We start from the raw sequence: 24,948 nt of genomic DNA, 5'->3' as shown, positions 1-24,948 counted from the left end.
GCTTCCGAAAAATTGTCCCTCTACTTACGAGCCATCGAAAACGGCCCAAAAGTAGCCCGAAAAAGAAATTTGTTGAAAAGTTTTTGGAAAATATAGTTGAAGTGGCTGCTTGATTAAAATAACATTGATCCATGGGCGACCGACGGAGGACGAAACTTTGCAGCAGCGGCAGTGCCTGAAGTTGAAAGTGGTCTTGAAAAAGATGCCCTACACTTGGTAGGCATCGAGAACGCCTGTTTCATAGCATTGGTGAGAAACTTGTAATTGAATTGTAATTCTTGAGACCGAATCTCCGCTTTTGAAAAAATCCTCTCAATAGGTAGGCAACGAAAACAGCCCAAAGACAACCATCTTTTTGAGAATTAACAAAAAGGTCACAAATGACTGGCCTTCAAAGAAACACTTCTACTATTAACAGAAAAAGTGGCCTAAAATGGGGGGTGTTGGAGAAAATTTCCGCCTTAAAAATACGCCTCTACTCACTAGCCAACGAGAATAGTCAAAAGCTAACAAAAACATACGAATTATGTATTTCTGCCACTGATTGCAACGGCGTATCGGTGACAGAAAGATCGTTTAGAGCGATTCTTCGCGGTTTGGGGTGGTGGAAATCGTTTTGTAGTTGGACTTTTTCTGCTGAAGCTGCTCCAGCTGTTTCAGCACCGATTCCTTCTCCGGCATCTTGCCGCCCGGCGCGGAAAGCTGCTGCTTATTCAGCACCATGTCGATATACTTGCGGATATTTTTCAGTGCAGAGATATCCGGCTGCAAGGTTTCCAGTTGGGTGCGCAGCTCTGCGCTGCCGGATTGCAGCGCAGAAAATTCGGCATCCAATGCCGAAAAATCTACCGCTGTGCTGCCGTTCAGTTTCATCAGAGTGCGGACAGCTTTATTAAAGGTGTCCAGCTCCTCTTTGTGCTGGGCGGCATAAGCGTCCTTGGTCAACTTGAAGTTCTTCTTGATAAAGGTGTCGTGGATGGGCTTCAGCTTGGCATGGGCGGCGGCAGCATCCTTGATCTGGGCGATTGCCCGCATACGGTTTTCGTTCTGCTTCAACTGCCTGCGGAGAGGGGCGGCGGTCTGGTTCAGGTTAGAAATTGCGGTATCCAGATCCTCGATGGTGTTCAGAGAATGGGCTTTCAGATAGTCCACCGCCCGTTTGACTTCCTCAAAGTCCCGAACAGTGCATTTCAGTTTTGCCTTGCCAGACCAATCACTGCGCTGCTCATTGCGGAGATTGAAGTAGTCCACCAGCAGGTCGGACAGCGTGGGCTCTTTCGCCTTTTCCAGAGCGTCCAGAAGAAGCCGCTTCTTTTCGTTCAGGTCTGCGATCCAGTGTTGCAGACCACGAATTGCACTGCGGATGGACTGCATCAGGCTGTTGGCGGCTCGAATGTCCCGGTTGAGATTTCCGAGAAATGTTTCGATTCCCCGTTTTTCCATCTGGTGTGCAGCAGGGCCGAGATGAACGGTCGGTATCTGCTGGATGCCGCCCTGCCGCTCAAAGGAGCGCAGGTCAACACGTTCCGGTCTGCCAGCAGCCTCCAGATAGCGGTTTGTGATGGTCTCCCAACTGTGCCGCCAGACCTCGGCATACTTCTGGTCGTTCCAGTCCACCGTGTTTTCCTTGTGGCACTTCCAGTTGCCAGAGGGGAGCTGGATGCGCTCACCGTTTTCGTCAAGGTCGTATACCTTTCGGGCTTTCGGGAGCCAATTGCCATGTTCGTCCATTGCCCGGAGCGTCAGCAGAATGTGAGCGTGTGGGTTGCCATCTCCTTTGTCGTGGATGGCAAAGTCAGCAATCATACCCTTGGAAACAAACTGCTCCTGACAGAATTCCTTTATCATGGAGAGATACTGTTCTTTCGGCACCTCCACCGGAAACGCCAGCACGATGCGCCGGGCAAGCTGGGAGTTCCACTGGTTCTCCACGGCTTCCACGGCGTTCCAAAGTGTTGCCCGGTCTGCATATCCGGGTGGCGCATGGGACGGCAGCATGATCTCGGCATGGACAAGTTCCTTCTTCTTGTTGTAGAATTTTGTTTTCTGGTCGTACTCGCTGAACAGCCGTTCGCCGCTCTGATAAGCGGCCCCGGCAACAGCGGACTGACCTTGGCTGCGCTTGACGATGGTGATTTTGAAATGCGGACACGGAATAGGTATCACCTCCAAACAAAAAGACCGCCCAGCAAGATTGCTCTTGATGAACGGTCTGGGATCGTATTCGGTTTTGCTCGCCGCCTTGGAACGGAGTGCTATGCGCTTTGGTCTCAGGCGGGAGCCGCAAAAGGATAGCTGCAAAGCAGCGCAAGGAAAATGCAGTTTTCCTTGGGATGGAATCGGGCTGGCGCACAAACGCCAGCTTCGATTTCATCGAGCCGTCTGCAAGACCGCAATTTCACCGGAACGGTGTATAATTGCGCCCTTTATTCTAAAGGGTTTTGGACGTTGCTGCGTTCGTGAACGTCATGCACCATCTTTGCAAGCGCCAGCACGACTTCAGGTTGACGGAACGAGATCTTCAACAGTTCCATCACCTGATCGTCGGTCAGTTCTCCCGGACAGACCAGAAAACTTTCCAGCATTCCGGCACGGGTGCAAAGACGATGCACACGCTCTCTCCGGTTCAGCTCCGACATCTGGCGTTCAAGGATTTTCTCCCGGTGCTGACAAGCGCGCAGCTTCTGCTCTGCTTTGGCTTTTTCGCTGCGGAGATAGGCAAGGTCGGTTTTGGGTTGGGTCAATGGCATCACGCTCCTTTACAGCATTAGTGACATCCGATATTTTTGTTGGTTCGTGGTACACTACACATAATCAATATGGATAATCTCTCGCTAAAACTGTCATAATCCATTGGAAAAGTGGCGAGCGAAAACATGGACGCTGTTACGATCATTTTCTTAAAGTAAACAGAAAGTAGAGAAGTAAATGAAGGACTCTACAAATCGTAGGTGGAAATAAATCGGAAAACGTGATATGGATTGAGACAGTTCAAGAGAAAGGACAATCGACATGGATAGTCAAAAATTTGGTACGTTCATCTCGGAATTAAGAAAGGAAAGGGGGTGGACACAACTGGAACTTGCACAAAAGCTAAATGTTACGGATAAAGCAGTTTCAAAATGGGAGCGGGGAGTTTCCCATAGTTAAAGATACCACACCAAATATGATGAACCAACGCTTATACACTACCAGCTATAATAAACCGCAAGGACAGCAATTTGATGATACTGCTGTCCTTTCTTTTATAAAATTGCAGTACACATAAAAAAGCTGTAAAATGATAAATATATTTGTCCTTGTAACATTTCACGGACATTTGCCTGTTATACTATCTGCAAAAAGCAAAGGAAGTGAGGATATGAAGCAGATTTTAATTGTCGAGGACGACAGTTTTTTGAATAAGATGTTAGACTATAACCTGACCGCAGACGGCTACGGCGTGACTTCTGCCCTAAATGCCAGAACCGCAGCCGAAGCCATCCGCCAGCGGGAATTTAATTTAGTGCTGCTGGACATCAACCTGCCGGACGGGAACGGTTTTGAACTGTGCAAGCTGATAAAGCCCCAGCACCCGGATACCATCGTGATTTTCCTGACCGCCAACGATCAGGAGAGCGACCAGATACGGGGCTATGAGGTGGGCGCGGTGGACTACATCACAAAGCCCTTTGTGATCGGGGCCTTGCAGCGGAAAATCAAAGCCATGTTCGCCATGCTGGAACACCACAAACCGGCCAAGGACATTTACGACGACGGGCGGCTGTTTCTGGACTTCTCGGAACAGGCGGCTTCCTTAAATGGCAAGCCCCTGACCCTATCCCCGATGGAGTACAAAATGCTGAACCTGTTTCGTAAAAATCCCCGGCAAGTGCTGACCCGTGGGCAGCTTTTGGAAAAGCTGTGGGATATAGACGAGCGGTTTGTGGACGAACACACCCTGACAACCTCCATCAGCCGTATTCGCAGCAAGATTGAAGCCGACGGCGGCGCACCCTACATCAAGACCGTTTACGGCATGGGGTATCAATGGACGGGAGGCGAGGTAAAATGAAGTTTCAAAACCTCTCGGTAAAGCGGCTGTTTGGCCGGGTGGCAATGGAGCTTGTCCTCTCCATGTCCGGGATCACCATAGCCCTGTTTCTTGTGACAAAACAGATTGCGGTGCTGCTGACAGGCGGGACGCTGCTGCTGTGCGCCCTTGTGGGGATTTTTGTACTGACGCAGGCGTTTGGAAAGCGGCTGTCGCAGTTTACCGCTGACCTGTGCCAGACCTTAGACCACATGATCGCCGGGAATGAAGCGCCCCAGCGGCCAGAGGACAGCGAAACCCAGCTTGCCAGAATCGGACACCGGCTGGCAAGGCTTTACCAGATCATGCAGGAGAACCGCCGCCGGGTGGACGAGGAACGACAGGAGTTACAGACCCTTGTATCGGATATTTCCCATCAGGTGAAAACGCCGGTAAGCAATCTGAAAATGGCGACGGACACCCTGCTGGAAAAGCCCATGACCGAGGCGGAGCGCACCGACTTTATCCGGGGAATCCGCAGCCAGACGGATAAGCTGGACTTTCTCTTTCAGGCCCTTGTGAAAACCTCACGGCTGGAAACGGGCGTGATCCAGTTGGATAAGAAACCGGGTCGCCTCTTTGATACCGTGGCGCAGGCCATGAGTGGGATTGTGTATGCAGCGGAGAAAAAGGAAATCGCTGTGTCCGTGGACTGCCCGGAGGATTTGACCGTTTTCCATGACAGCAAGTGGACATCCGAAGCCCTCTTTAACCTGCTGGACAATGCAGTGAAGTACACCCCGGCAGGCGGGAAAATCGCCGTGTCAGTGGTGCTGTGGGAAATGTATGTGGAGGTCAAAGTGACCGACACCGGCAAGGGCATTTCCGAAAGCAATCAGGCTGCCATCTTCCGGCGCTTCTATCGTGAGGAAGAAGTACACGAACAGCAGGGCGTGGGCATTGGCCTGTATCTGGCCCGCGAGATCGTAACGCGGCAAGGCGGCTATATCAAAGTGGTTTCGGAGCCGGGCAAGGGTTCAGAATTTTCCATTATGCTGCCGACAAAATAGAATGCGGCGGACGGTCATTCTCGGCTGCCCGCCGTAAGTCTTTTCGCAACAGTGTGCCGATAAAGCTGCCAGTGGCAGTTTTTCGGCGGAAATGTCCGAGCGTTGTAACATTTCACCCCCGATTTTCAATGAAATTTTTTGGCCGCTGTAACATTTCGCGGACATTTGGGTTTTACAATAGCCTTATCAACAGGCAGAAAGCCTTGAAAGGAGTTTTGAGTATGAGAATTTTACAGACTATCGACCTGAAAAAGTATTACGGTACAGAGCCGAATATCACCCGCGCCCTTGACGGCGTGAACTTCTCTGTAAATGACGGCGAATTTGTGGCCGTTGTGGGAACCTCCGGCAGCGGCAAGTCCACCCTGCTTCACATGATGGGCGGGCTGGACACCCCTACTTCCGGCAATGTGATTGTCCGGGACAAAGAGCTGTCGAAAATGAACGACGAACAGCTTACCATCTTCCGCCGCCGCAACATCGGCTTTATCTTCCAGAACTATAACCTTGTTCCTATCCTGAATGTGTATGAGAACATCGTCCTGCCGGTGGAGCTGGACGGGGACACGGTGGATCAGAAGTTTTTGGACGAGATCGTTCACCTGCTGGGGCTGGAAGATAAACTGAAAAATATGCCGAACAATCTTTCCGGCGGCCAGCAGCAGCGTGTGGCTATCGCACGCGCCCTGATTACCAAACCGGCTATTGTGCTGGCCGACGAGCCGACCGGCAACCTTGACAGCAAGACCAGCGCCGAGGTGCTGGGGCTTATCAAGCGCACCAGTGCAGAGTTCCGGCAAACTGTTGTGATGATTACCCACAATGACGACATAGCCCGTCTTGCAGATCGGATTGTCCGCATTGAGGACGGCAAGATTGTGGAGTAAGGAGGTGGCAGGCTATGACATGGCCTTTTGAGAATGATACCAGCGCCATTACAAAGAAGCTGGCAAAGAAAAGTTTGCAAAGCGAGAAGCGCCGGAATCTGATGGTGGTGATTGCCGTTGCGCTGGCGGCATTTCTGATCTGCTTTACGGGAATTGTGTCTACCTCCCTGACACAAATGCAGCGCAATCAGGTTGTCGATACTTATGAGGCGGTCTGGCTGGGCGTAGAGGAAAACGACATTGAAACCCTGAAAGGACTGCCGGAGTTTGAGCGCGTAGGCGGCTACTATATGCTGGGTGAGGAGCTTTCAGAACAGGGCTATCATGCGTCCTATGTGTATTGCGACGCGCAAATGATGGAGATTGCCAAGGCGCAGATGGAGTTGTTAGAGGGCCGGGTTCCTGAAAAAGCAAATGAAGTTGTTGTAAGCGAATACTTTCTTTCCACCTATGGAAACAATGCCAAGATCGGGGACACTGTGACCTTAGATACAGAGAGTTTTCATGGTGATTATGTCGTTACCGGCATTATGGACAGCGTAAATGAAAAAGAAGCGAATACCTGCGCTATCATTCTTTCCAACGCTGCCCTGACAGAATGGAACGGGTTTGACCCGGCTGGCTATCGCGCCTATGTCCATTTCAAAAACAGCGACCAGTTGGGCGAAGAACTGATGACCTCTTATTGCAGGAAGATTGCAGAGGAATATCAGCTTCCTATGCCCAAAATGAACAGCAAGTATTTTGCCTATACTTCTAAATCCTTTGATTTTGCACTGATGGCTGGCGTGATTGCCATTGTTCTGATCGGCGGCTATATTGTGATCCAGAGTATCTTCCGTATCTCCATCAATGACAAAATCAAGAGCTACGGGCAGCTTCGGACGATTGGTGCGACACCAAAGCAAATCAAGCGGATTGTAAAGCGAGAGGGACGCAAACTCGGCAGTATCGGGATTCTGATTGGCACAGTGCTGGGCGTATGCGGCGGTTTCCTCCTGTTTTCCAAGGGTTTTAACGCTGTTTCCTATGTGGCAACGGTTATTTTAACGCTTATAAGCAGTTGGATCATGATATCTGTTTCCATCCGTAAGCCGGTGAAAATTGCGGCAGGGATTTCCCCCATTGAAGCCGTCCGTTTTACCCCGGCGCAAAAGGACATCCGCAGCCGGAAAAAGAATATCAAGCTCAATCCTGTTTCAATGGGAATTGCAAATTTTAGGCGTGACCGAAAAAAGACCGTTGCTATTGTAGCCTCATTGAGTTTGGGCGGAATTATCCTGCTTGTGGTATCCTCCATTGTTTTGCTGCGCTCACCAGAGGCGCTTGCAAGACAGTTTTTCCCAGACGGCGACTATAAAATTTATTTGGATTCTGAAATGACAGAAGAAAAGGTTATGGCAGCGGGAAATCCATTGAATGAGGAATTAAAGCAGGAAATCTTATCTATTGATGGCGTTACAGATATAATTCCAAGCAGGCAATCTCTCCATGCAACTTATAAAACAGAGATTCATCAAGCTGGTGGTATGTGCGATATGCTGACCGACCAGAATTATGCGGCAGTTGAAGCGGCTCTGACAGAGGGAACCATGCCAACAGATTCCCGTAGTATTGTAATTGACTATAATGTGCTAAAGCAGAATGAGGATATGGGTGTTGGTTCAACGGTTGAAATTTCTTTGGGAGAAGAACAGCCATCCGTTTCTGTTACCATATCGGGGTTATACGCTCCTGCAAAGGTATATTCAGGACATGGCAGGATGCCCTTAGATGGGGCAACTCTTTTTGCACCAGAAGCGTTGTTCCACGAACTGCACCCGGAAATCACCTCTTTTGACTATTCATGGAGCATTGTAAATGACCCTAAAAAAACGGACTATGTGGGAGCTGAATTGAAAAATATTGTTGCCAGCCATAGTAATATTGCCTTAGATGAAATCAATACAGTGATTGAATATGAAGAAATGACAAATTCTTTTGCGTTTGGCAGTATGGAGATACTTTCATGGTTGGTATTTCTCTTTGGCGTTATCAACCTTATCAATACGACACTCTCTAACCAGATAGCCCGAAAGCAGGAAAACAGTATTCTGCGTTCTATCGGCCTAACACAAAAACAGCTATGTGAAATGAACATCTGTGAGGGGCTGTGCTATGCGCTCTTTGCAACATTGGCGACGCTGATCGTTGGGCTTCCGGCTTCCATCTTTGCTTGCAGAAAAATGAGCATAGGAGCTTTTGCCGGAAATGTAGTGCCTTACAAATTCCCGGTTTTGGAAATGGGACTGTTCATTCTGGTATTGTTCGGAATGGAACTGATCTTGTCTGTATGGACAATCCGCAGACAGAAAAAGCAATCCCTGATCGAACAAATGCGGGCGATGGAATAACCGTATGGGATCGGCGGGGCGGCGTGTGCTGCCCCGCTTTTTTCGCCATTTCTCAAAAAAATTTTGAAATGTCCGAGCTTTGTAACAATTCAGCCTGTTTTTTTGTCGAAATCAAAGGCACCTCGGACATTTATAGTTCTTCCAAAAGTTTGATGATAATATTACCATTCATGGAAGAAGCAATCTGTTATTACAATAATGCGAAATTGACGATAGTGCCATCATTAAATTGGGCTTCCACCCGGTTGGTGTCCATGTTGTAGCGGTAGGAAAGCGCTTTTTGAGAGTGATTATGGTCGAAATACTGATTTCGTTTCATTTGAATTGCTCCTTAAATGATTTTGGATTTGATTTTCAACGAGATGAGGTCTCTTTTTCCTTTCTCTTAAGTCACCCAACCGCACTGTCCTGCATCCGTTGCGCAGATAATGCTCTCCACATCGGCGCGGTGCATGAGCTTTTTCAGGATTCCGAACTGCTTTTTTGTGCTGGCAGACACAAGGTACTGCCACCTTTGCGGCAGGATAGGCAGATCGGCTACATTCCATTTGACGTACTTTTCATCGTAGGTGCTGGGCGGAGCCAGTTCTACCAGATGGCCGATACACCAACTCACGATATAGCCGCTGCCCTCAAGGTAGCCATCCTGCCGCCCCTGCACCCCCAAAACCTTGGCGTAAGACATGGCAACGGACGGTTTTTCGGTCACGATCAATTTTGCGATAAGAAATCCCTCCAATCTAGTTTGAATTATGGTATGTAGGCGGCAATCGCCGCCTTAAAATCAGATGGGTGTTACATCCTGTTCCTCAGAAGTATCCTCATCGTTCGAATCATCTTCCGGGGGAATCTCGAAATTGCCGTTGTCCTCGGTGTAGTCCGCATCAGGGTCAGCAGCTTCTTTTTCTGCCTGTTTCTTGTGCTTCTGCTGGATGAAGAAATAAAAGCCGCCGCCCGCCACTAGCGCAATCAGAGCCACGACACCGAGAAACGCCGCAGCATACTTTGTGACTTTATTTTCTTTCGGCTGTTCTGCATCGGATGCAGCAGCTTCTTCTGCGGCTTTCTTGGCTTCTTCCTCGGCTTTCAGCTTGTCCAGTTCCGCCTGCTTCGCCGCTTCTTTTTCAGCGTTGTAGGCTTCTGCTGCTTCTTCCTCCATCAAGGCCAGCAAATCCGCTTCGTCCACAAGGTTCATAAAGTGGACGGTCTGCTGCCCCTTGGCATTGCGGTCAATGACCAAGTAGAATGTCGCACCCGACTTGCTCACCATCGTAATAAACTGCTGGCCGCTGCCATCGGAGTAGTTGGTGTGATAATCGTCCACCAGTGTCAGATTGCCCTCCGGGGTCAGTGCGCCCGTTTCCTCATCCGTAATGGTGACAGCATCTTCTTCCTCTACGATTTCCGGCAGGACAGGTTCTTCCACCGGGGTGGTATCGCCCTCATAGGCGAAAGCAGGAGCAGCCATGCCGATGCACAGCACCGCCGATACCAGCAGTGCGCCGAATTTCTTAATCTTCATCATTGACATCTTCCTCCTTGTCAAAAGTTGCACCCACAGCGGCCAGCGCAGCCGGGTTCGGGGTGGTGTTGGCCGACTGCCGCAGCAGGGCGGCAAGCTGTTCCGGGCTGACCTTTGCACTGCGCACCATTTCGTTCACCTCGGCGGCCTCGGCTTCCTGAATCCGCCGCTCCAGAATCTCAATGCGGTTGTTTAGCTTGATGCGCCGCTCTTTCTCTTTTTCGAGCATCGCCCGCAGTTTTTCCAGTTTTTCGCTCATAATAGAACCCTCCAATCATTTTGAAAGCCGTCCGAATCCGGCAAGATACTGTTGCCAGTAGGACGAGTGGATGTCAGCATATTTGATGGGGTCTCCGGCACTGACCATCATGCCATTACCGAGATAGATTCCGCAATGGCTCATCCCCGGCGTATCATACGTTCCTTTGAAGAAAACCAAGTCACCGGGCTTTGCTTCGGCTTCAGAAATATGCTGGCTCTTCTGCCACAATCCGTTGGCAGTAGTGCGCCCAACATCATAGCCGTTCTGGTTGTAGACCCAGCAAACGTAGCCGGAACAGTCAAAGCCAGTTTCGGGGGAACTACCGCCCCAAACGTAGGGAGTGCCAACGTATTTCTTGGCTTCCTCATAGATGGCTGCAAATTCACTGTCAGTCAGGGCCTCCGCAGGAACCTGATAGTCGATGCCGGGTGCGCCGGAGCCATCCGAGCCACCGGGCGGCAGACCGCCGTTGAACAGGTAAGGCCGACCGCCCAGTGTGTCCTGAAAAATCTCGTACCGTTTCCACTGATCTTCGGTCAGCTCTTCCCGGATAACAACTTCCAGACCCTTGTTTTCCAGTTTGGTGTGGAAAATCTTGTACTCATACGGCACCTGTGTAGGAACCGGGATGCCCGCAGGACTAATGACCCATACGGTCTTGTACCGAATCTGCACTTCTACCCATGTGGTGAGCTTGTACTGCTTTTTGAAGATTTCCTTCAATTTGCCCTGCACTTCCGACCGGGTATAATCGTCATACAGAGTAGTCAGAAAGGAAGTGAGCTGCCACGGGTCATGCTCGATGGGATCAAGATGGTACTGGTACTCGTTGTAGCCCGGATGGTCTTGCGGAGTGCGCTTGATTTTTTTGTCCAGTTCCTTTTCCAGCTTCTTGTAGTCCTGTTCTGCACCGCGAACGTCCCTGTCCTCGGCAGAATAAATCGTCTGCCCGGATACTTGGGTACTGCCCGAAAAGAGGATGCCGCAGGAGGAAAAGCCAGACATCACCATCAGGATGAGCAAAACAAAAACGCCCACGATTACAAGAACGTGCGCGTTACTCTTTGCGGCGGTCATAAGGCTGTTTACTGCCGAACCGACCACAGATTTTCCCTTGTCCACTACTTGTTCTACACCAGACCGTGCGGGAGATGCACCGCCGGATACAGCTTTTTTGCTTCCAACGGTCTGTGCCGCTGTGCCACCAGACCGGGCTGCGGCATAGTAGCTCTGTCGAATGTCATGTTTCTGCCGCCATCGGGAGAGCCAATTGGAACCACCCTCACGGGTACCGATGCCGGAATCTCCTGCATTTTGTGATGCAGTTGGTTCTTGCGCAGAAGATTTTGCGGTTTTGGAGTTTTTCTTGCCCTGCACCTTGGCTTTCTTTTTCAGTTTCCGGGCATAGCGGCTCTTGGAAATATCGCGGACATTTCCAGCGGCCTTTTCACCCTCGCTCAACGCCTGCACACCGACATTATCTTCCTCATACTGGTCGATTTCCCGATGCACCGCAGTCCGGGCAGCATTGGCAGCGTACATCTCGCGCTTTTGCGCTTTGCTCAAACGGCTCAGTTCGTCCGGGGTCAGTTCTGCCTTGCCAAATCGCAAATGCTGGTTTTTTTCTGCGGCCTTGTCCGCATCGAGTTTCAGCTTCTTCTTTTTGGGCGTGGACTGCTCGACCCTCGCTTTCTTCGGGGGAGAGCGTGTCTTTTTGGCTGACGTTTCCTCTTTGAAGTTCAGCTTCGGATTGCTCATTCCTTTTTGCCCTCCGAAACCTCACCCAACTTCGTGGTCATGATGCGATACAGTTCCAAATCGGTGGGGAATCTGTCCACGAACGGGAGAATAACATTGCCGAAGAAAAGCAGTCCTTCACCTTCACCGGAGTGCGTCACATAGGAAAGCTGATGGGGCGAGATGTTGAGCTGCTTTGCGAGGATTTGACGGTCGCCAGCGGCCTGATTCAGCATGATGATCATGTCGCTGTTCTCGAAAATATTCTCGACCTCACGCGAAGAAAGCAGGTCTTTGACGTTCTGCGTTAATCCAGTCGGCACTCCGCCCCATTTTCTGAACCGCTTCCAAATCTCCACAGAATAGGCCGCAGTCTGCTCCTCTTTTAAGAGGAGGTGCATCTCGTCCATATAATATCGGGTGGACTTTCCGCTACTACGATTGGCAGTGACACGTCCCCAGACCTGATCCTGCACGATGAGCATACCGAGCTTCTTCATCTGCTTGCCCAGTTCTTTAATGTCATAACAGACGATTCTGTTGTTGACGTTCACGTTGGTGCGGTGGTTGAACAGATTCAGACTGCCCTTGACGTAGATTTCCAGAGCGGTAGCAACATGATGAGCTTCTTTCTCGTCCTGCTGGAGCAGGGCGTTGTACAAGTCCTCCAGAATCGGCATATTCTCCGGGCAGGGGTCAGCAAAATATTTCCGATAAATCAGATGCACACAGCGGTCAATGACCGTCTTTTCCACCGGGAGCAGACCTTCCTTGCCGCCGACAACCAGTTCGCACAGAGAAAGAATAAAGTCCGCTTTCAGGGACAGCGGATTATCTTCTTCCGAATAGTTGGCGTTAATGTCCATCGGGTTGATGAACTGGGTGCTGTTGGGGCTGATTTTAATGACCTGTCCTTTCAGTCGGTTTACCAGTGGGGAATATTCGCCTTCGGGGTCGTTGATGATAATATCATCATCCGTCACCAGAAAGGCATTTGCGATTTCACGCTTTGCCGAGAAACTTTTGCCGGAGCCGGGAGTACCGAGGATAAGTCCATTCGGATTTTTCAGCTTCTTTCTGTCCACCATAATCAAATTGTTGGAGAGAGCATTCAAACCGTAGTACAGAGATTCTTTGCCGGACTGGTAAAGCTCCTGTGTGGTGAATGGAATGAAAATGGCCGTACTGCTGGTAGTAAGGCCGCGCTGAATCTCAATCTGATTATCGGCCAGCGGCAGAGAGGACATAAGCCCCTGTTCCTGCTGGTAATCCAAGCGGCACAGATTGCAGTTGTGCTTCTGTGCGATGGAGCTTGCCTGAAAGACATTGTTTTCCAGTTCCTGTTCGGTACGCCCGGTGTTCAGCACGAGGAATGTCACCAAAAACATTCGCTCGTTCTGGCTCTGCAATTCTTTCAGCAGGGCTTTGGCATCACGGCCATAGGTCGCCAAATCGGACGGAATGATGTCAATATCATACCCGGCGCGGATTGCTTTCTTCTGCTCCTCAATCTTGCTTCTATCAAGTTCAGTAATCGTGCGCTTGACCGTTTTAATGGCGCGGTTTTGGTCAACGCTCTGAATGTGCATGGTGACAATCTGGCTGGAATCCATATCCAAAAAATCTTTCAGAAGCTGGTCGCTGATGTCGGAGGCCGTGATGCTCAGAAAACTGGCGGCACAGTAGATTCCGCCCATTTGGAACGTCCGGGAATTTTTGAAGGCGAAAGCAGTCGGTGCAATGGCATCTTTCACCGAAAGGCCGCTTTTCACGAGATCATTCCATTCAAAACGGAACTTCGATTCACCGTCCATGTGGAACATATCGTGCATGAGCTTGAGCCGTTCCGTACCATTCAGCGGCTTGGCCTGAACACCCAAACGGTGGAAGTTGTTGAGCAGATCGTTCTGCACATGGTCGAGCCGTGTTTTCACCTGACGCATACTCTCGCCCTCCACGCCAAAGGTGATGAACTTGGTCTTAGTCAGACCATTATTGCCCTTGGCAAGCTGCTGGCGCAGCATCAGCGAATACTCAGCCCGCACATCATCGAAACCGTCTTTCTGGAATGGAATGCGGATGCTTTTCTCGAATTCTGAACTGTCCGTTGCCATGTTCACAAAGGACAGCTCAAACTTGATGGAGCTGTCGAAGAAGTTGAGGAACGAACACCATTCCTCGAAAATCGCGTTTTTGTCCTCTTGTTGTGCCAGCTGATAGTTAATATCCTGATAGGCAATCGTCCGGGTGTAGTAGTTTGCCCTCACCCGGCAGGTTCCATCCTCAAACATCCGCTGCATGGGAATGGACTGCTGTGCCGTGTGAGGAATAGCGGGTTTCGGCGGCGTTTTCTTGCCGCCTTTATCGGTCTTTTTCCAAAACGGAATCATGGTTCATGCCTCCTTTCATGAGCATCGCATAGTAATTTTCGGTCTTATAAGGCCGGATTTTCGGACGCAGGAATCGCGCCCGGACATAATATGACAGCAGCTTTTCCAGCGGCTGACCATTTTTCTCGTACATACCGAGAAAAAAAGCCGGGAGCATAACTGCCATCATGCCAAGGGTAGCGGCAGAGTTGCCGCCGGAATCCCGGAGCAAAAAGAAAAGCGGCACTCCAATCAGTGCCGCCGTTCCGAAGCAGATGAGCTGCCGCTTTGTCAGGTTGAAAGCCACTTTTGACTTCACCTTGGTCAAATCGCGAGGAACAGAAATATACGCAGCCAATAAAGCACCCCCTTTAATGCGCTCCGAGAACAGATTTCGTCACGGAGCTGGTTTTGAACAGACTGAAACAGAGCAGGACGGTGTAGCCGACAATGCCCCAGATCGAATTGATGGCATCGCCGGAAATCGCCACATTCTGAATCAACACGGCATAGATGGCCACGCAGATGAGGATGAGAAAGCCCTGAAATCCCAGCGCAAACAAGCATTTCAGATAGTTCTGTCCCATGTGGCTCTGTTCATGGTTGCCCCATGTTGCCATGGGAATCGGCGCAAGGCTCACCATACAGTAGATCTCAATCATGCGTCCGTACACAATGACGAAAATCACGATTGAGAGGATTCTCATGGTGATGCCGATGAAGAAGCTCTGCAAAAAAAGCCCGAAGAGTGGACCGACATCCATTTGCATCAGACTGGCTTCCAGCATCGACAGGCCGATTTCATTGACGCGAGTATTGCCCGCAATAATGCCGCTGGAATCGGACACGACTTTCTGCGTCAGGTCAAAGACTGCCATCACAATATCGAACGTGTTGGAGATGAACCATACTGAAACAGCGGTCTTGAAAATCCAGCGCATAATAAGTGCTGGCTCAAACTGCGCCATGTTGTTATGCTGGGTTATCATTTCAATCAGTTCGTAACAGGCGATAAATGTGAGGATAATGCCCGCAATCGGCAGAACCACGTTCCGGGAGAGCGATTCGATCATCGCAAAAATGCGTGGTTCAAAGGCCGATGGCCGTGTGCCGACCTGTTGCGCAATGTCACCGACCTGCTCATTTACGGCATCGAACAGCCCGGACAGGTTTGACATGATGCCAGCCGTCAGGATACCCTTTATCCAATCGGCTATGGCTTTGAGAACGGTTTCCATTCAGCAGTCACCGTCCTTTAGGTGAAGTGGTTGATAAGGGTCTTGAGAAGGTTCAGAACAAAAATAATGTGGGTCAGAAGCTGCATAATAGCACCGCCTTTCGTTGATGGGTGGATGGTCTTGCAGCAATTCACTTCCTATTATAATAGGGGCTGTTATCCACAGCGAGGATTGAAGCGATTGCGTATGTACAGGCGGAATAAATCCGCCCGCTGTTCTTAACCGAACAGGCCGCTCAGCAGAGGAATCAGGGTAATGCCGACCAGCGCGACACCGCCGCCAGCCATGAGCTGCTTCATACCCTGACTCTTTGCTTATGTGTGATAAAGAAGCAATAGAAGTGCAAAAAATTTTGCCGTTCCTATCCGACACTTGGCCATTGTGTCGGATAGGTCGGGCGGTTATTCGGGCAAGTCAATCTTGCCGACAAAGCTGTAATAAATCTCAATGTCCTGCCTGCGGGTGCCGTTCTCATCATAGCTGCACTCATGCACCACAATTTTCTCGATCATTTCCCGCAAGAGAGTGGGGGTCAGTTCTTCAAAGGCAAGGTGCTTGCGGACAATGCCCATAAATTTCTCGGCGTTGACGGTAGCTGCCTGTGACTTGTCCAGTTCGGCTTGCAGGGCGGCGGCTCTCTTTTTCAGCTCCGCTTGCTCGGCTTCGTAGTCAGCCGACAGTTCCATGAAACGCTCATCGCTGATTTTGCCGTTTACATTGTCCTCATACAGCCGCTTGATAATGCGGCTGATTTCAGAAATGCGTTCCTGCGCCTGTTCAAGCTGCTTGATGGCTGCGGCGGTCTTTCGCTTGCCGCCGATCTCGTTCTGCTGGACAAGTAGTTTCACAAACCGGCTCTCATGCTTGGCTGCGTATTCGGTCACTTGCCGGAGATTTGCCAGGACACCAGCGGTCAACAGATCGGTGCGGATAAAGTGCGCCGTACAGTTGCGGGTGCGCTTCTTGTAGCTGCCGCAGATGTAGCAGTCCTGTTTGCGGTCTTTGTTCTGATACCGCTGCTGATACAGCACATGGCCGCAGTCGGCGCAGAACAAAATCCCGGAGAACAGCCCCACTTCATCGTAGCGGTTCGGGCGTTTGCGCTGTTTGCGTAACTCCTGCACCCGTTCCCATGTTTCCTTGTCGATGATCGGCTCATGGTGGTTCTCGAAAATGGCCTGCTTCTCGACGGGGTTCTCTATGCTGTGCTTGACCTTATAAGAAGGCTTTTCCGTTTTGAAGTTCACCAGACATCCGGTGTACTCTCGGTTTTCGAGGATATGAACGACGGTGTTGGTCGCCCATTTGCACTCATAGCCTGGGTGATAACGGCGGGTGCTGCCTGTCCGCTGATATTCCAGCGTCCCCGGCGTGGGGATTTGCTGCTCCGTCAGCATACGGGCAATCTTGGTCGGGCCGTTCCCGGCAAGGCAAAGCTGGTAAATCTGCTGCACCACCGGGGCGGCTTCCTCGTCTATAATAAAATTCTCGTCCTCGTCCATCACATAGCCGTAAACCGGCTTGCTGGTAACAGGCTTGCCGCTCATGCCTTTTGACTTTTTCACTGCCTTGATTTTCTTGCTCGTATCTCTCACCAGCCATTCATTGAACAGATTTCGCAGCGGGGTAAAATCGTTGTCCATGCCCTCGCTGGCACTGTCCACATTATCGTTGACAGCGATAAAACGCACACCCTTTTGAGGGAACAGCATTTCCGTGTAAAACCCTACCTGCAAGTAGTTTCGCCCTAACCGGCTCATGTCCTTGACGATGACCGTACCCACTTTCCCGGCTTCAATGTCCGCAAGCATGGCTTGAAATCCGGGCCGCTGGAAGTTCGCGCCGGAAAAACCGTCGTCGGTGTACCAGCGCAGATTGGTAAAGCCGTTCTGTTTTGCGTAGGTTTCGAGTATCCTTTTTTGGTTCGATATGGAATTACTCTCGCCTTGCAATTCATCCTCGTGGGACAATCTCGGATAAAGGGCGGTAATGAGGTTTTGGGTGGCTTGTCTTAACATAAAATCCTCCGTTTCCGACAGCCAGCCCCACTATTCCGTGGTTTCATTGTACCACGGAACGGCGGGGGCTGTACAGCGGCAAAAGCGTTAAATTTGCTTCTTTACAGCTTTTCAATTTTCCGATTTTTATGGTATGGGTTGTCGTCCCATATTTGCAGTAGAAAAGTTCATAACTCCGTGGTATACTCTGATTTAACAAAAAAATCAGAAGTTAAAGGAGAAAACATGAAGTATACAATAGATGAATTAACCGCGGCCAAAAGGCAAATTGATTCAACTCTGCACAAGCTAAGAGAAACAGTAAAAACATTTGAATCAAAGGATAATTCCGAGCGTTATAAATCACAAATCACATTGGCAAAGAGAAGAATAAAAGCCTTTGAAATTGCAAATTATTTTATAGAGAATGAGATTAAGAATTGCTAAAGCACTTCCGATTTTCGTTCCAGCGGTCATGCTCCCTGGCATGGCCGCTTTTCCATGCCCCGGTTCACGCCGGATAAGTCGGCTCCTGTGTAGCAGCGGCTTCCGCTTCCAGTACCCGCGCCATTTTGTCGGCGGCTGTGGTTGTGGTGTCTTTCTTGAAATAGCCGGACACGACAAGGACGGAATTGCCCATGCGGATTTCCGTCACACAGTCAGGGCGGCGGGTGGTGCGGGTGTCGTGCTGCTTGTTATCTGCCATAGGCAATACTCCTTTCAGTCGGTAATCAGTTTCTTCATGCTCTCCATTTTCCGCTTGGCGGTTTCCTGCCGGAAGTTGTCGCCGGTAAAGCGTACCGGGACGCACATGGAAAGCAGGCGGTCATAAATCCGGGAATGGGCGGTGTCCTCCGGGTTGTGCAGGTCGTCCAGCGTAAGGTTGGTCGTGACGATCAGCGGCTTGCCGCTGCGGTAACGGCTGTCAATCACATTGAACACCTGTTCCAGCCCGTATTCCGTCCCGCGTTCCATGCCGAAGTCGTCAAGGATCAGCAGCGGATAACGACAAAGGCGGGAAATGTACTCGTTGCGCCCCTCAAAGCTGGCGGCAAGGTCATTGAGGATAAGAGCAAAGTTCGTCATGCGGACGGGGATTTCTTTCTCCATGAGGGCGTTTGCGATACAGCCTGCAAGGTAGCTTTTGCCGGTGCCTACGCCGCCCCAGAACAGGCAGCCGATATTGTCTGTCCGCATATCTTCCCAATGCTCCACATACCGGCGGGCAAGCCCGGTCTGCGGGTTCCTGCCGTTGTCGTTCTCGAAAGTCCAGTCCCGCATGGTGGGGTCGGTAAAGCCCCGGCGTTTCAGTTCTTCCACGGTGTCAAGGTGTCTGCGCCGCTTTTCGGCGGCTTCCCGTTCCTCGCGGGCGGTTCTCTGGCAGTCGCACTCTGCCGGGTGGCGGTCGCGCCCGAAGATAGCGGCCTTATCCGGCGCAAAATAGGCTTCTTTCGGCTTGCGGCACTTGCCGCAGTACAGTAAACCGTCCTCGCCGGTGTAGTCCTCCGGCTCCGGGATGGTGGTCGTCATATTCTCCAAAACCGCGTTGATTTCATTCTTCATAAACTCTCGCCCTCCTTGCATGAGTAGTCTGGTATGCCCTTTTTAGGGGCTTCCTTTTTGTCGTTCCCCGCCCATATCCGCAGGGCGGCGGCATAGTTCTGGTAGCTTTTCCCGTTGGCGGCAAGGTAGCGGCTCATTTCCTCGATGAACCGTTCCAGCCTGTCAGGGTACTCTGCCTGCAACTCGTCGTATTCGGTCTGTGACAGAAAAATATTTCCATATCGGCCATAGGGCGCGGACGGCCCCCCACTCACTCCCTTTGTTTGGCTCTCTGTAAGGTTGTTTATAGTAGTTTGGTTAGGGGACGGTTTTCCGACCATCATAAGGTCGGTTTTCTGACCATCAGTAGGACGGTTTTCCGGCTCTATGAGGGGCGGACTTCCGGCCATCAGTTGGTCTGAAAACTGTACCTGTGGCACTGGCGGTACTTTGACATAAAGCCGGTTCGGTGCGGAGAAGCCGCCCCGTTCCCGTTCCAACAGCCCCGCCGTGTCCAGTTCATTAAGCGCCCCCTTGATGGTGGTGCTGCCTTTATCCAGTATTTCTGCTATCTCCGCGATGGGATAGATAATATAAATCCTGCCCTCGTCGTCCAGCCACTTGTTTTTCTGGGAGAGGGTGGAACGGTCTAACAGCAGCGAATACAGCAGCTTGGCGGTCTGTGAAATCTCCATTTTCAGCAGGAAACGGGGATACGGCAGATAGGCGGGCAGCCGCGTGTCTGCCCTGATATAATCAGCGATAGGATCACCTCCCTGTGTTCGGGTTGATTTTGGCGTATTGTCACGCATTAAAACGCCGTTTCCGGGGGAAAAGGATAAATGTATCGCGTACCCTTTGACACCCACGAAAAAAGCCTTGATTTATGCGGGTTTGAAAGGCTCTAAAGCGTGACATCTCTGCCTTTGTTTCCGCTTTCTCTCGGCGGCTTTGATTTTCTTCATGCGCCCGGCGCAGTCGGGGCAGTATTTTCCCCGGTTGGATTTGGGGACAAAGGCCGCCCCGCAGACGGCACACCGTTTCCGGCTTCCCCGGCACAAGAGGGCTGCGGCCAGCTCCCCGTCAAGGGGCAGGACAGCCACACGGAACCAGTGGCACATGAGGGAAAAGGAAATGCTCTGGACGCACACGCAAGGCTCCCCGTCGTCCAATAGCAGGCAGTTCCCCTCATCGTAGTTACAGCACTCATGTACCAGCCGCCGCGCCCGCCGGTGCTGGCGGTAGTCCATGTGGGGCAGGTTATCGCTCATGGCTCTGCTCCTTTCTGCGGTGCGGCTCGTCCCGGCGCAAAATCTGGTCGATGTTCCGCTTGACGGTCTGCAACTCCTTGAACCGCTGTTTCTGTTCGTGATAGGTGTTATACAGGCCGTCTTTCTCGGAGATAAGCTGCTCGATCTCGGCCTGCAACGCTTTCCGGGCGGGCAGCTTGGTAATGCCATGCGCCTTGAAATACCGGGCTGCTGCGTCGGCTATGATAAAATCGCTCTCATGGGCCTGCCGGTATGCGGCGCGGGCTTTCTCGGATTTCTGTGCCCGCAGCCCGTCGCGGGCGGCCTTGGTCTGGGCGTAGGCCAACACCTGCCGCTGCAACTTCTTTTTCCCTTGCAGCTTCGTTTCCAGTGCTTTCAGTTCGCCGCTGGTCTGGCGCATTTTCTGATAGGCGGTGTCAACGGCGGCTTCTAACTGCTCCGGGGAAGTAAAGCCGTATTGCTGGTAGACGGACAGCGTTTTGGCGGCCTGCTTCAGATTGTGTATCTTCGCCCAGCGTTCATAGCCCCGGCCTTTGCCCTCGGCCATTTTCTGCTCAATGTCCACAAGCCGCTGCACTCCGTCCTGTTTCGGGGCGGCTATCTCGGCTCTGGCAACCTGCAAGCGGTCTTTTATGGTGCGTGGGGGATCGGGGGATCTGGCTGGCGCTTCGGCTGCTCTGGCGGCGTTTTGCTCTAAAACGGCAAAGACAGCGGCGCGGTCAAAATCGTCGCCCAGCTTCCGGGCGGTAATTGGCTTTGTCCTGTCCGGCGTGAGGTAGGAAAGCCGCCCCCGGCTCTCCTTGACGGTCACACCCTCCTGCAGCAACAGAGAGGAAAACTCGTCAAAGCTGGCGGCGGTGGCAAGGGCTTTCCGTAGGGTCTGCCGCAGCTTCTCCTTGTTCGTTTCAAACTTGGTCTGCCGGGGCGTGATACTATCGGCAATCATGGGGGCGTTCTGCTTGTCCAGCGCGGCCTGTCCCTTTTTCTGCGCCCAATACTCCCGGTCGGTGACGCGGTTCTTGCTGCCGTTCAAGAGGTCGATTTGATAAAGCCCCTCCCGGTGGCACATCTCCATGACTTCGGATTTGAAGTAGCGCAGGGCAGCGTCGGTACATCGGTGCTTGCAGCCGACTTTCGTATCGGCCGGCCTGTCCATGTAGGGCAGGAACGGCACTTCCTCAATCCGCAGGCTGTTTATGACGATATGCACATGAATGTTGCCGCTGTGGTTATGCCCGTCCGGGTGGGTGCAGACAAGGGCCTGGTGGCCGGGAAAATGCTCTTTACAGAATTGTTCCCCCAACGCCTGCGCCCGGTCTACGGTCAGGCCGTTGTCCGGCCCGTCCCGCGGGTCAAAGCTGATGATGTAGTGGTGGCTTTTCACATCTTCCCGCCGCTGGTTTTTCTGATAGCGGAGATTGGCCCGCATACACGCAACGGCAAAATCCTCCCCGTCGCAGTTCAGCGTGGACAGCCGGTAGTCCTCGCGGGGGATAAGCCTGCCGGTTTCATCAAGGACGGGCTTCATGGTAAACTCGTCATGCTCAAAGAGAAGATATTGCTCGGCGGCTCCGTAGTCGGCGTTTTTAGAGTTGATATGCTTGAGTGTTGCCAACCGCGTCACCTACTTTCTTGAGGACTTCATACTTGAGGACGGCAAGGTCGGATATGGCGGCGCGTACCTCGCCGGAAAGGGTGTTGTAGGGTACGCCGTATTCGTTCAGATACCGGGCAATCTGATTGAGGTTGCCGCCGATCCTGCCGTACTCGGCTGTCAGCTTCCCGACAGCGGAAAGCAACTCGTCATTGACCGACGACACATGGACAACCGGGCGTATGGTCGCCCGCCGTATCGCCTGCCGGAGAAATTCGGACTGGCTGATACCATAGGGCGCAAGCCGCGCTGTGAAGTCGGCATACTCATCTTCGGACAGCCGGGTTTTCACAACGCGGCTGCGGTGGGGCGTGTTGTATTTCTTTCGCATGGTGTGACCTCCTTTCTCGCCCGTAAGGGCGCATGAGCAGGGTTTGGGGAAGGCACTCCCCAACAAGTTTCCCGCGAGGGGCAAAACTGCAGAATTGCGGATTTTGGCACCGTGGTAGAAACTTGCTCTCCGTGACTGCAAACTTTCTCTCACTTCCGTCCGCCACTTTTTTGGAAAACTGCAACCACAAAAGTTTGTTTCTCTTTTTCTGCTACTACTAATCCTGTAAAGGGCATTCCTGCCCGCTTTCGCTAAAATGACACCGGACGCAGTGGTTTCTACCCGGTGTTGGAGAAATCCTTTCTCTTTGCCCTCTACTACGGGTAAATGCTCCAAATGCCAAACACCAGGGCAGAAAAATTCCCTCCTCGCTTACTACTACAACCGGCAGGGGGCAAAATGGCCGGGAGCGGAGCCGGACAACAAAAAAAGCAGTAAATCTTTTTCAAGACTTACTGCTTTCGCTGGCCGCGTCGGTGGCGGCTGGTATTCAGTTTTTATGACTTGTCCGGTGGTTCGTCAAGCCGGAACTTGAATTGACAGTCAATTAACCGCTGCTTTACATAGTCCTCCACCTCGGCGTTACATTACCTTCTGAAACATATGGCGCACCTTGTCCAGGCGGCTGTTTGGACGGCGGGGCTGGATGACCGGCTGACCGACAGCGGCCTGATATCCTTTCAGCTCTGTAAGGCATACGCTCCGCCCGTTGGTGTAAAAGGCCAGATCAGTACGGTATGCCTGTATACAGCGGGCGGGAATCTCGCCAGTAAAGACAACTTCATCCTTTTTTACCTGGGCCGTTTCGATGGTGGCACAGTATTTCGGTGCATCATGATAAGCCCTGGAAAGGTATTCCTGGGGCGCATAGAGGATGAAGGAGAGATAAGGTTCCAGCAGCTGCGTCCCCGATTCCTTCAATGCCTGTTCCAATACAATCGGGGCCAATGAGCGGAAGTCCGCCGGCGTGCTGACCGGACTGTAATAAAGCCCGTATTCAAAGCAAATCTTACAGTCCGTTACGTTCCAGCCGAACAAGCCCTGCTCCAGCCCGTAACGGATACCATCCCTGACAGCGTTTTGAAAACTCTGGTTCAAGTATCCCAGCGAAACCCGGCTCTCGTATTGTACACCGGAGCCAAGCGAGAGTGGTGTAACAGACAGTCCTATGGATGCCCAAAACGGGTTGGGCGGCACCTCGATATGGATGGTGTGGCTGGCTGCTTTGAGCGGCCGCTCCATATAAATGACGGAGGGTTCCTTTACCACTGTTTCAAGCTTGTATTTTTCCGACAGCAAAGCGGAAACAACCTCCAACTGCACCCGGCCCAAAAAAGAAAGAATGATCTCATGGGTGATGGAATCCACTTCGCAACGCAAAAGCGGGTCAGTATCCGCAAGTTGCGTAAGAGCGTCCAGCAGCCGTTCTCTTTGCGCTGCCGTTTTCGGCGCAATCGTCGTCCGCAGCATGGGGAGGGGGTCCTCGCGCCACCTTTTACGAGGGAGCCGGGTTTGGTCCCCTAATACATCGTTTAACCTCACGCTGTCGCTGGGAAGGATAACAATTTCACCCGGATAAGCGGTGTCTGTCCGAACAATTTCCCCTTTGGATGGAATACGCATCTCTGTGATTTTCAGCTTTTCTCTCCCGGCCAGGGCCACCGTATCCCGCAGGCGCAGCGTTCCGCTGTATAGCCGTAGATAGACACGCCGCTGGCCGCAATCTGTATACTCCACCTTGAAAACGCTGCCGCATAGGGCGGCGCTCCCCTGTTCCCCAATCGGTTGGAACAGCCCTGTCACCGCATCCATCAACGGTTGAATGCCAAGGCCCTTTTTGGCGCTGCCATAATAGACCGGGAACAGGGAGGCGTCTTGAACCCGCCGCTGTTCCTCCCGCACAAGTTTTTCCCGGCTGATTGGTTCTCCTGCGATATACTTTTCCAATAATTTATCGTTATTTTCGATGACCGCATCCCATGCTTCTATGTCGGTATTTTCCTCCAGGACTATTTCCGGGGACAGCGACACCGTCTGCTTGATGATAATATCGGCGGAGAGCTTATCCCGAACAGACTGAACCACGCTCTGCAAATCAACGCCAGCCTGGTCGATCTTGTTGATAAAGATAACGGTGGGAATGTTCATTTTCCGCAGGGCATGGAACAGAATACGGGTCTGGGCCTGCACGCCATCTTTAGCGGAGATCACCAAGATGGCCCCATCTAAAACAGCCAAAGAGCGGTACACCTCCGCCAAAAAATCCATGTGGCCGGGCGTATCCACAATGTTGACTTTACATCTGTGCCACTGGAAGGAAGTGACTGCCGCTTGAATGGTAATCCCACGCTGCCGCTCCAAAAACATGGTGTCCGTCCTCGTTGTCCCTTTTTCGACGCTCCCCGGTTCTGAAATGGCTCCGCTGGCATATAGCAGGCTCTCCGTCAAGGTCGTCTTTCCAGCGTCTACATGGGCAAGAATTCCAATATTGATTATTTTCATGTGATTGTCCTCCCTTTACTGCCCCGAAGGGCATAAAAATCCCCAGCAGTAAAATACTTTTACCACTGGGGATGATAATTTGCGGACATACACATATACAGCATACACCTGTTTGTGAGTGCTGTTTTTGGGGATATGTCAAAATTGATAAGGCAAAAGTA

At 51.6% G+C, this 24,948-nt stretch carries 23 protein-coding genes and 3 pseudogenes; 6 read left to right on the top strand and 20 right to left on the bottom strand.

Annotation, left to right across the window (positions count from 1 at the left end; translation table 11 throughout):
* Positions 1–576: 576 nt before the first annotated feature.
* Both mobQ and P0G09_RS06790 read right to left on the bottom strand, forming a co-directional pair.
* The gene (gene mobQ, locus P0G09_RS06795) at positions 577–2,157 is read right to left on the bottom strand and encodes a MobQ family relaxase (protein ID WP_342760523.1); all 1,581 of its coding nucleotides are present in this window, start codon (positions 2,155–2,157) and stop codon (positions 577–579) included.
* Between the two features lie 269 nt (positions 2,158–2,426).
* Complete coding sequence (locus tag P0G09_RS06790) at positions 2,427–2,750, bottom strand: DUF3847 domain-containing protein (protein ID WP_112091956.1); 324 nt, start codon at positions 2,748–2,750, stop codon at positions 2,427–2,429.
* A gap of 262 nt (positions 2,751–3,012) precedes the next feature.
* Between P0G09_RS06790 and P0G09_RS06785 the strand changes: the two genes are divergently transcribed.
* From P0G09_RS06785 to P0G09_RS06765, 5 genes are all read left to right on the top strand, one after another.
* Positions 3,013–3,150, top strand: a complete 138-nt coding sequence (locus P0G09_RS06785; protein WP_081027757.1) for a helix-turn-helix transcriptional regulator — start codon at positions 3,013–3,015, stop codon at positions 3,148–3,150.
* 211 nt (positions 3,151–3,361) lie between these two features.
* Positions 3,362–4,054: a response regulator transcription factor gene (locus tag P0G09_RS06780; protein ID WP_275252282.1), complete on the top strand. Its 693-nt coding sequence runs from the start codon at positions 3,362–3,364 to the stop codon at positions 4,052–4,054.
* Entirely contained in the window at positions 4,051–5,082 is a 1,032-nt protein-coding gene (locus P0G09_RS06775) for a HAMP domain-containing sensor histidine kinase (protein ID WP_005936000.1), read from the top strand. Before P0G09_RS06780 ends, P0G09_RS06775 begins: the two co-directional genes overlap by 4 nt.
* A gap of 221 nt (positions 5,083–5,303) precedes the next feature.
* A complete protein-coding gene (locus tag P0G09_RS06770) occupies positions 5,304–5,969 on the top strand; it encodes an ABC transporter ATP-binding protein (RefSeq protein WP_009296631.1) in 666 nt (221 codons plus the stop codon).
* Between the two features lie 14 nt (positions 5,970–5,983).
* A complete protein-coding gene (locus P0G09_RS06765; protein WP_275252280.1) occupies positions 5,984–8,362 on the top strand; it encodes an FtsX-like permease family protein in 2,379 nt (792 codons plus the stop codon).
* Positions 8,363–8,552: 190 nt separating this feature from the next.
* On the opposite strand, the gene P0G09_RS06760 is transcribed toward P0G09_RS06765, so the two are convergent.
* The 10 genes and pseudogenes from P0G09_RS06760 to P0G09_RS06715 form a co-directional block, all read right to left on the bottom strand.
* Positions 8,553–8,681, bottom strand: coding sequence for a DUF6061 family protein (locus P0G09_RS06760; protein WP_242699359.1), 129 nt, complete (start codon positions 8,679–8,681; stop codon positions 8,553–8,555).
* Positions 8,682–8,759: 78 nt separating this feature from the next.
* Positions 8,760–9,086: pseudogene (locus P0G09_RS06755) on the bottom strand (toprim domain-containing protein); the annotation flags it as partial.
* Positions 9,087–9,146: 60 nt separating this feature from the next.
* The gene (locus P0G09_RS06750; protein WP_275252279.1) at positions 9,147–9,887 is read right to left on the bottom strand and encodes a DUF4366 domain-containing protein; all 741 of its coding nucleotides are present in this window, start codon (positions 9,885–9,887) and stop codon (positions 9,147–9,149) included.
* Positions 9,874–10,143: a DUF4315 family protein gene (locus P0G09_RS06745; RefSeq protein ID WP_120081580.1), complete on the bottom strand. Its 270-nt coding sequence runs from the start codon at positions 10,141–10,143 to the stop codon at positions 9,874–9,876. Before P0G09_RS06745 ends, P0G09_RS06750 begins: the two co-directional genes overlap by 14 nt.
* Positions 10,144–10,158: 15 nt before the next feature.
* Positions 10,159–11,904, bottom strand: a complete 1,746-nt coding sequence (locus P0G09_RS06740) for a C40 family peptidase (RefSeq protein ID WP_275252278.1) — start codon at positions 11,902–11,904, stop codon at positions 10,159–10,161.
* Complete coding sequence (locus tag P0G09_RS06735) at positions 11,901–14,273, bottom strand: DUF87 domain-containing protein (protein WP_118554117.1); 2,373 nt, start codon at positions 14,271–14,273, stop codon at positions 11,901–11,903. Before P0G09_RS06735 ends, P0G09_RS06740 begins: the two co-directional genes overlap by 4 nt.
* The gene (locus P0G09_RS06730; protein WP_342760522.1) at positions 14,245–14,610 is read right to left on the bottom strand and encodes a PrgI family protein; all 366 of its coding nucleotides are present in this window, start codon (positions 14,608–14,610) and stop codon (positions 14,245–14,247) included. The genes P0G09_RS06735 and P0G09_RS06730 overlap by 29 nt, the downstream gene beginning before the upstream one ends.
* Before the next feature lie 13 nt (positions 14,611–14,623).
* Positions 14,624–15,490, bottom strand: a complete 867-nt coding sequence (locus P0G09_RS06725; protein ID WP_275252277.1) for a CD0415/CD1112 family protein — start codon at positions 15,488–15,490, stop codon at positions 14,624–14,626.
* Between the two features lie 218 nt (positions 15,491–15,708).
* Positions 15,709–15,804: pseudogene (locus tag P0G09_RS06720) on the bottom strand (Maff2 family protein); the annotation flags it as partial.
* Between the two features lie 87 nt (positions 15,805–15,891).
* Positions 15,892–17,508, bottom strand: coding sequence for a recombinase family protein (locus P0G09_RS06715; protein ID WP_002596236.1), 1,617 nt, complete (start codon positions 17,506–17,508; stop codon positions 15,892–15,894).
* 225 nt (positions 17,509–17,733) lie between these two features.
* Between P0G09_RS06715 and P0G09_RS06710 the strand changes: the two genes are divergently transcribed.
* Complete coding sequence (locus P0G09_RS06710; RefSeq protein ID WP_002596235.1) at positions 17,734–17,934, top strand: hypothetical protein; 201 nt, start codon at positions 17,734–17,736, stop codon at positions 17,932–17,934.
* 64 nt (positions 17,935–17,998) lie between these two features.
* Here the strand turns inward: P0G09_RS06710 and P0G09_RS06705 are convergent, their stop codons facing one another.
* The 8 genes and pseudogenes from P0G09_RS06705 to tet(W) form a co-directional block, all read right to left on the bottom strand.
* Positions 17,999–18,193, bottom strand: a complete 195-nt coding sequence (locus P0G09_RS06705) for a transposon-encoded TnpW family protein (protein WP_002596234.1) — start codon at positions 18,191–18,193, stop codon at positions 17,999–18,001.
* A 14-nt stretch (positions 18,194–18,207) separates the two neighbouring features.
* Entirely contained in the window at positions 18,208–19,050 is an 843-nt protein-coding gene (locus P0G09_RS06700) for an ATP-binding protein (protein WP_002596233.1), read from the bottom strand.
* On the bottom strand, positions 19,047–19,841 hold the full coding sequence (locus tag P0G09_RS06695) for a replication initiator protein A (protein ID WP_006356266.1): 795 nt from the start codon (positions 19,839–19,841) through the stop codon (positions 19,047–19,049). The genes P0G09_RS06700 and P0G09_RS06695 overlap by 4 nt, the downstream gene beginning before the upstream one ends.
* A 72-nt stretch (positions 19,842–19,913) precedes the next feature.
* Positions 19,914–20,300 (bottom strand): cysteine-rich VLP domain-containing protein, encoded by a 387-nt coding sequence (locus P0G09_RS06690; protein ID WP_002596231.1) that lies wholly within the window; start codon positions 20,298–20,300, stop codon positions 19,914–19,916.
* Positions 20,290–21,915: a relaxase/mobilization nuclease domain-containing protein gene (locus tag P0G09_RS06685; protein ID WP_002596230.1), complete on the bottom strand. Its 1,626-nt coding sequence runs from the start codon at positions 21,913–21,915 to the stop codon at positions 20,290–20,292. The genes P0G09_RS06690 and P0G09_RS06685 overlap by 11 nt, the downstream gene beginning before the upstream one ends.
* Complete coding sequence (mobC, locus tag P0G09_RS06680) at positions 21,887–22,285, bottom strand: plasmid mobilization relaxosome protein MobC (RefSeq protein ID WP_002596229.1); 399 nt, start codon at positions 22,283–22,285, stop codon at positions 21,887–21,889. Before mobC ends, P0G09_RS06685 begins: the two co-directional genes overlap by 29 nt.
* A gap of 497 nt (positions 22,286–22,782) precedes the next feature.
* Positions 22,783–22,869 (bottom strand): annotated as a pseudogene (locus tag P0G09_RS06675) (helix-turn-helix domain-containing protein); the annotation flags it as partial.
* Positions 22,868–24,787 carry a tetracycline resistance ribosomal protection protein Tet(W) gene (gene tet(W), locus P0G09_RS06670; protein WP_087325445.1) on the bottom strand — a complete coding sequence of 640 codons (1,920 nt, stop codon included), beginning with the start codon at positions 24,785–24,787 and terminating at the stop codon, positions 22,868–22,870. The gene tet(W) and the pseudogene P0G09_RS06675, both read right to left, overlap by 2 nt.
* Positions 24,788–24,948: the final 161 nt, after the last annotated feature.

It is taken from the genome of Faecalibacterium sp. DFI.5.82, assembly GCF_029076575.1.
In the GTDB taxonomy this organism is placed as follows: domain Bacteria; phylum Bacillota; class Clostridia; order Oscillospirales; family Ruminococcaceae; genus Faecalibacterium; species Faecalibacterium duncaniae.
Note: the sequence above shows the minus strand (reverse complement) of the source record. Positions and strands in the feature narration are given on the sequence as shown.

Excerpts from the sequence above, each read along its gene's own strand:
- P0G09_RS06790 (WP_112091956.1), bottom strand. The coding sequence starts at position 2,750 with ATGCCATTGACCCAACCCAAAACCGACCTTGCCTATCTCCGCAGCGAA.
- P0G09_RS06785 (WP_081027757.1), top strand. The coding sequence starts at position 3,013 with ATGGATAGTCAAAAATTTGGTACGTTCATCTCGGAATTAAGAAAGGAA.
- P0G09_RS06780 (WP_275252282.1), top strand. The coding sequence starts at position 3,362 with ATGAAGCAGATTTTAATTGTCGAGGACGACAGTTTTTTGAATAAGATG.
- P0G09_RS06775 (WP_005936000.1), top strand. The coding sequence starts at position 4,051 with ATGAAGTTTCAAAACCTCTCGGTAAAGCGGCTGTTTGGCCGGGTGGCA.
- P0G09_RS06770 (WP_009296631.1), top strand. The coding sequence starts at position 5,304 with ATGAGAATTTTACAGACTATCGACCTGAAAAAGTATTACGGTACAGAG.
- P0G09_RS06765 (WP_275252280.1), top strand. The coding sequence starts at position 5,984 with ATGACATGGCCTTTTGAGAATGATACCAGCGCCATTACAAAGAAGCTG.
- P0G09_RS06760 (WP_242699359.1), bottom strand. The coding sequence starts at position 8,681 with ATGAAACGAAATCAGTATTTCGACCATAATCACTCTCAAAAAGCGCTT.
- P0G09_RS06750 (WP_275252279.1), bottom strand. The coding sequence starts at position 9,887 with ATGATGAAGATTAAGAAATTCGGCGCACTGCTGGTATCGGCGGTGCTG.
- P0G09_RS06745 (WP_120081580.1), bottom strand. The coding sequence starts at position 10,143 with ATGAGCGAAAAACTGGAAAAACTGCGGGCGATGCTCGAAAAAGAGAAA.
- P0G09_RS06740 (WP_275252278.1), bottom strand. The coding sequence starts at position 11,904 with ATGAGCAATCCGAAGCTGAACTTCAAAGAGGAAACGTCAGCCAAAAAG.
- P0G09_RS06735 (WP_118554117.1), bottom strand. The coding sequence starts at position 14,273 with ATGATTCCGTTTTGGAAAAAGACCGATAAAGGCGGCAAGAAAACGCCG.
- P0G09_RS06725 (WP_275252277.1), bottom strand. The coding sequence starts at position 15,490 with ATGGAAACCGTTCTCAAAGCCATAGCCGATTGGATAAAGGGTATCCTG.
- P0G09_RS06715 (WP_002596236.1), bottom strand. The coding sequence starts at position 17,508 with ATGTTAAGACAAGCCACCCAAAACCTCATTACCGCCCTTTATCCGAGA.
- P0G09_RS06710 (WP_002596235.1), top strand. The coding sequence starts at position 17,734 with ATGAAGTATACAATAGATGAATTAACCGCGGCCAAAAGGCAAATTGAT.
- P0G09_RS06705 (WP_002596234.1), bottom strand. The coding sequence starts at position 18,193 with ATGGCAGATAACAAGCAGCACGACACCCGCACCACCCGCCGCCCTGAC.
- P0G09_RS06700 (WP_002596233.1), bottom strand. The coding sequence starts at position 19,050 with ATGAAGAATGAAATCAACGCGGTTTTGGAGAATATGACGACCACCATC.
- P0G09_RS06695 (WP_006356266.1), bottom strand. The coding sequence starts at position 19,841 with ATGCGTGACAATACGCCAAAATCAACCCGAACACAGGGAGGTGATCCT.
- P0G09_RS06690 (WP_002596231.1), bottom strand. The coding sequence starts at position 20,300 with ATGAGCGATAACCTGCCCCACATGGACTACCGCCAGCACCGGCGGGCG.
- mobC (WP_002596229.1), bottom strand. The coding sequence starts at position 22,285 with ATGCGAAAGAAATACAACACGCCCCACCGCAGCCGCGTTGTGAAAACC.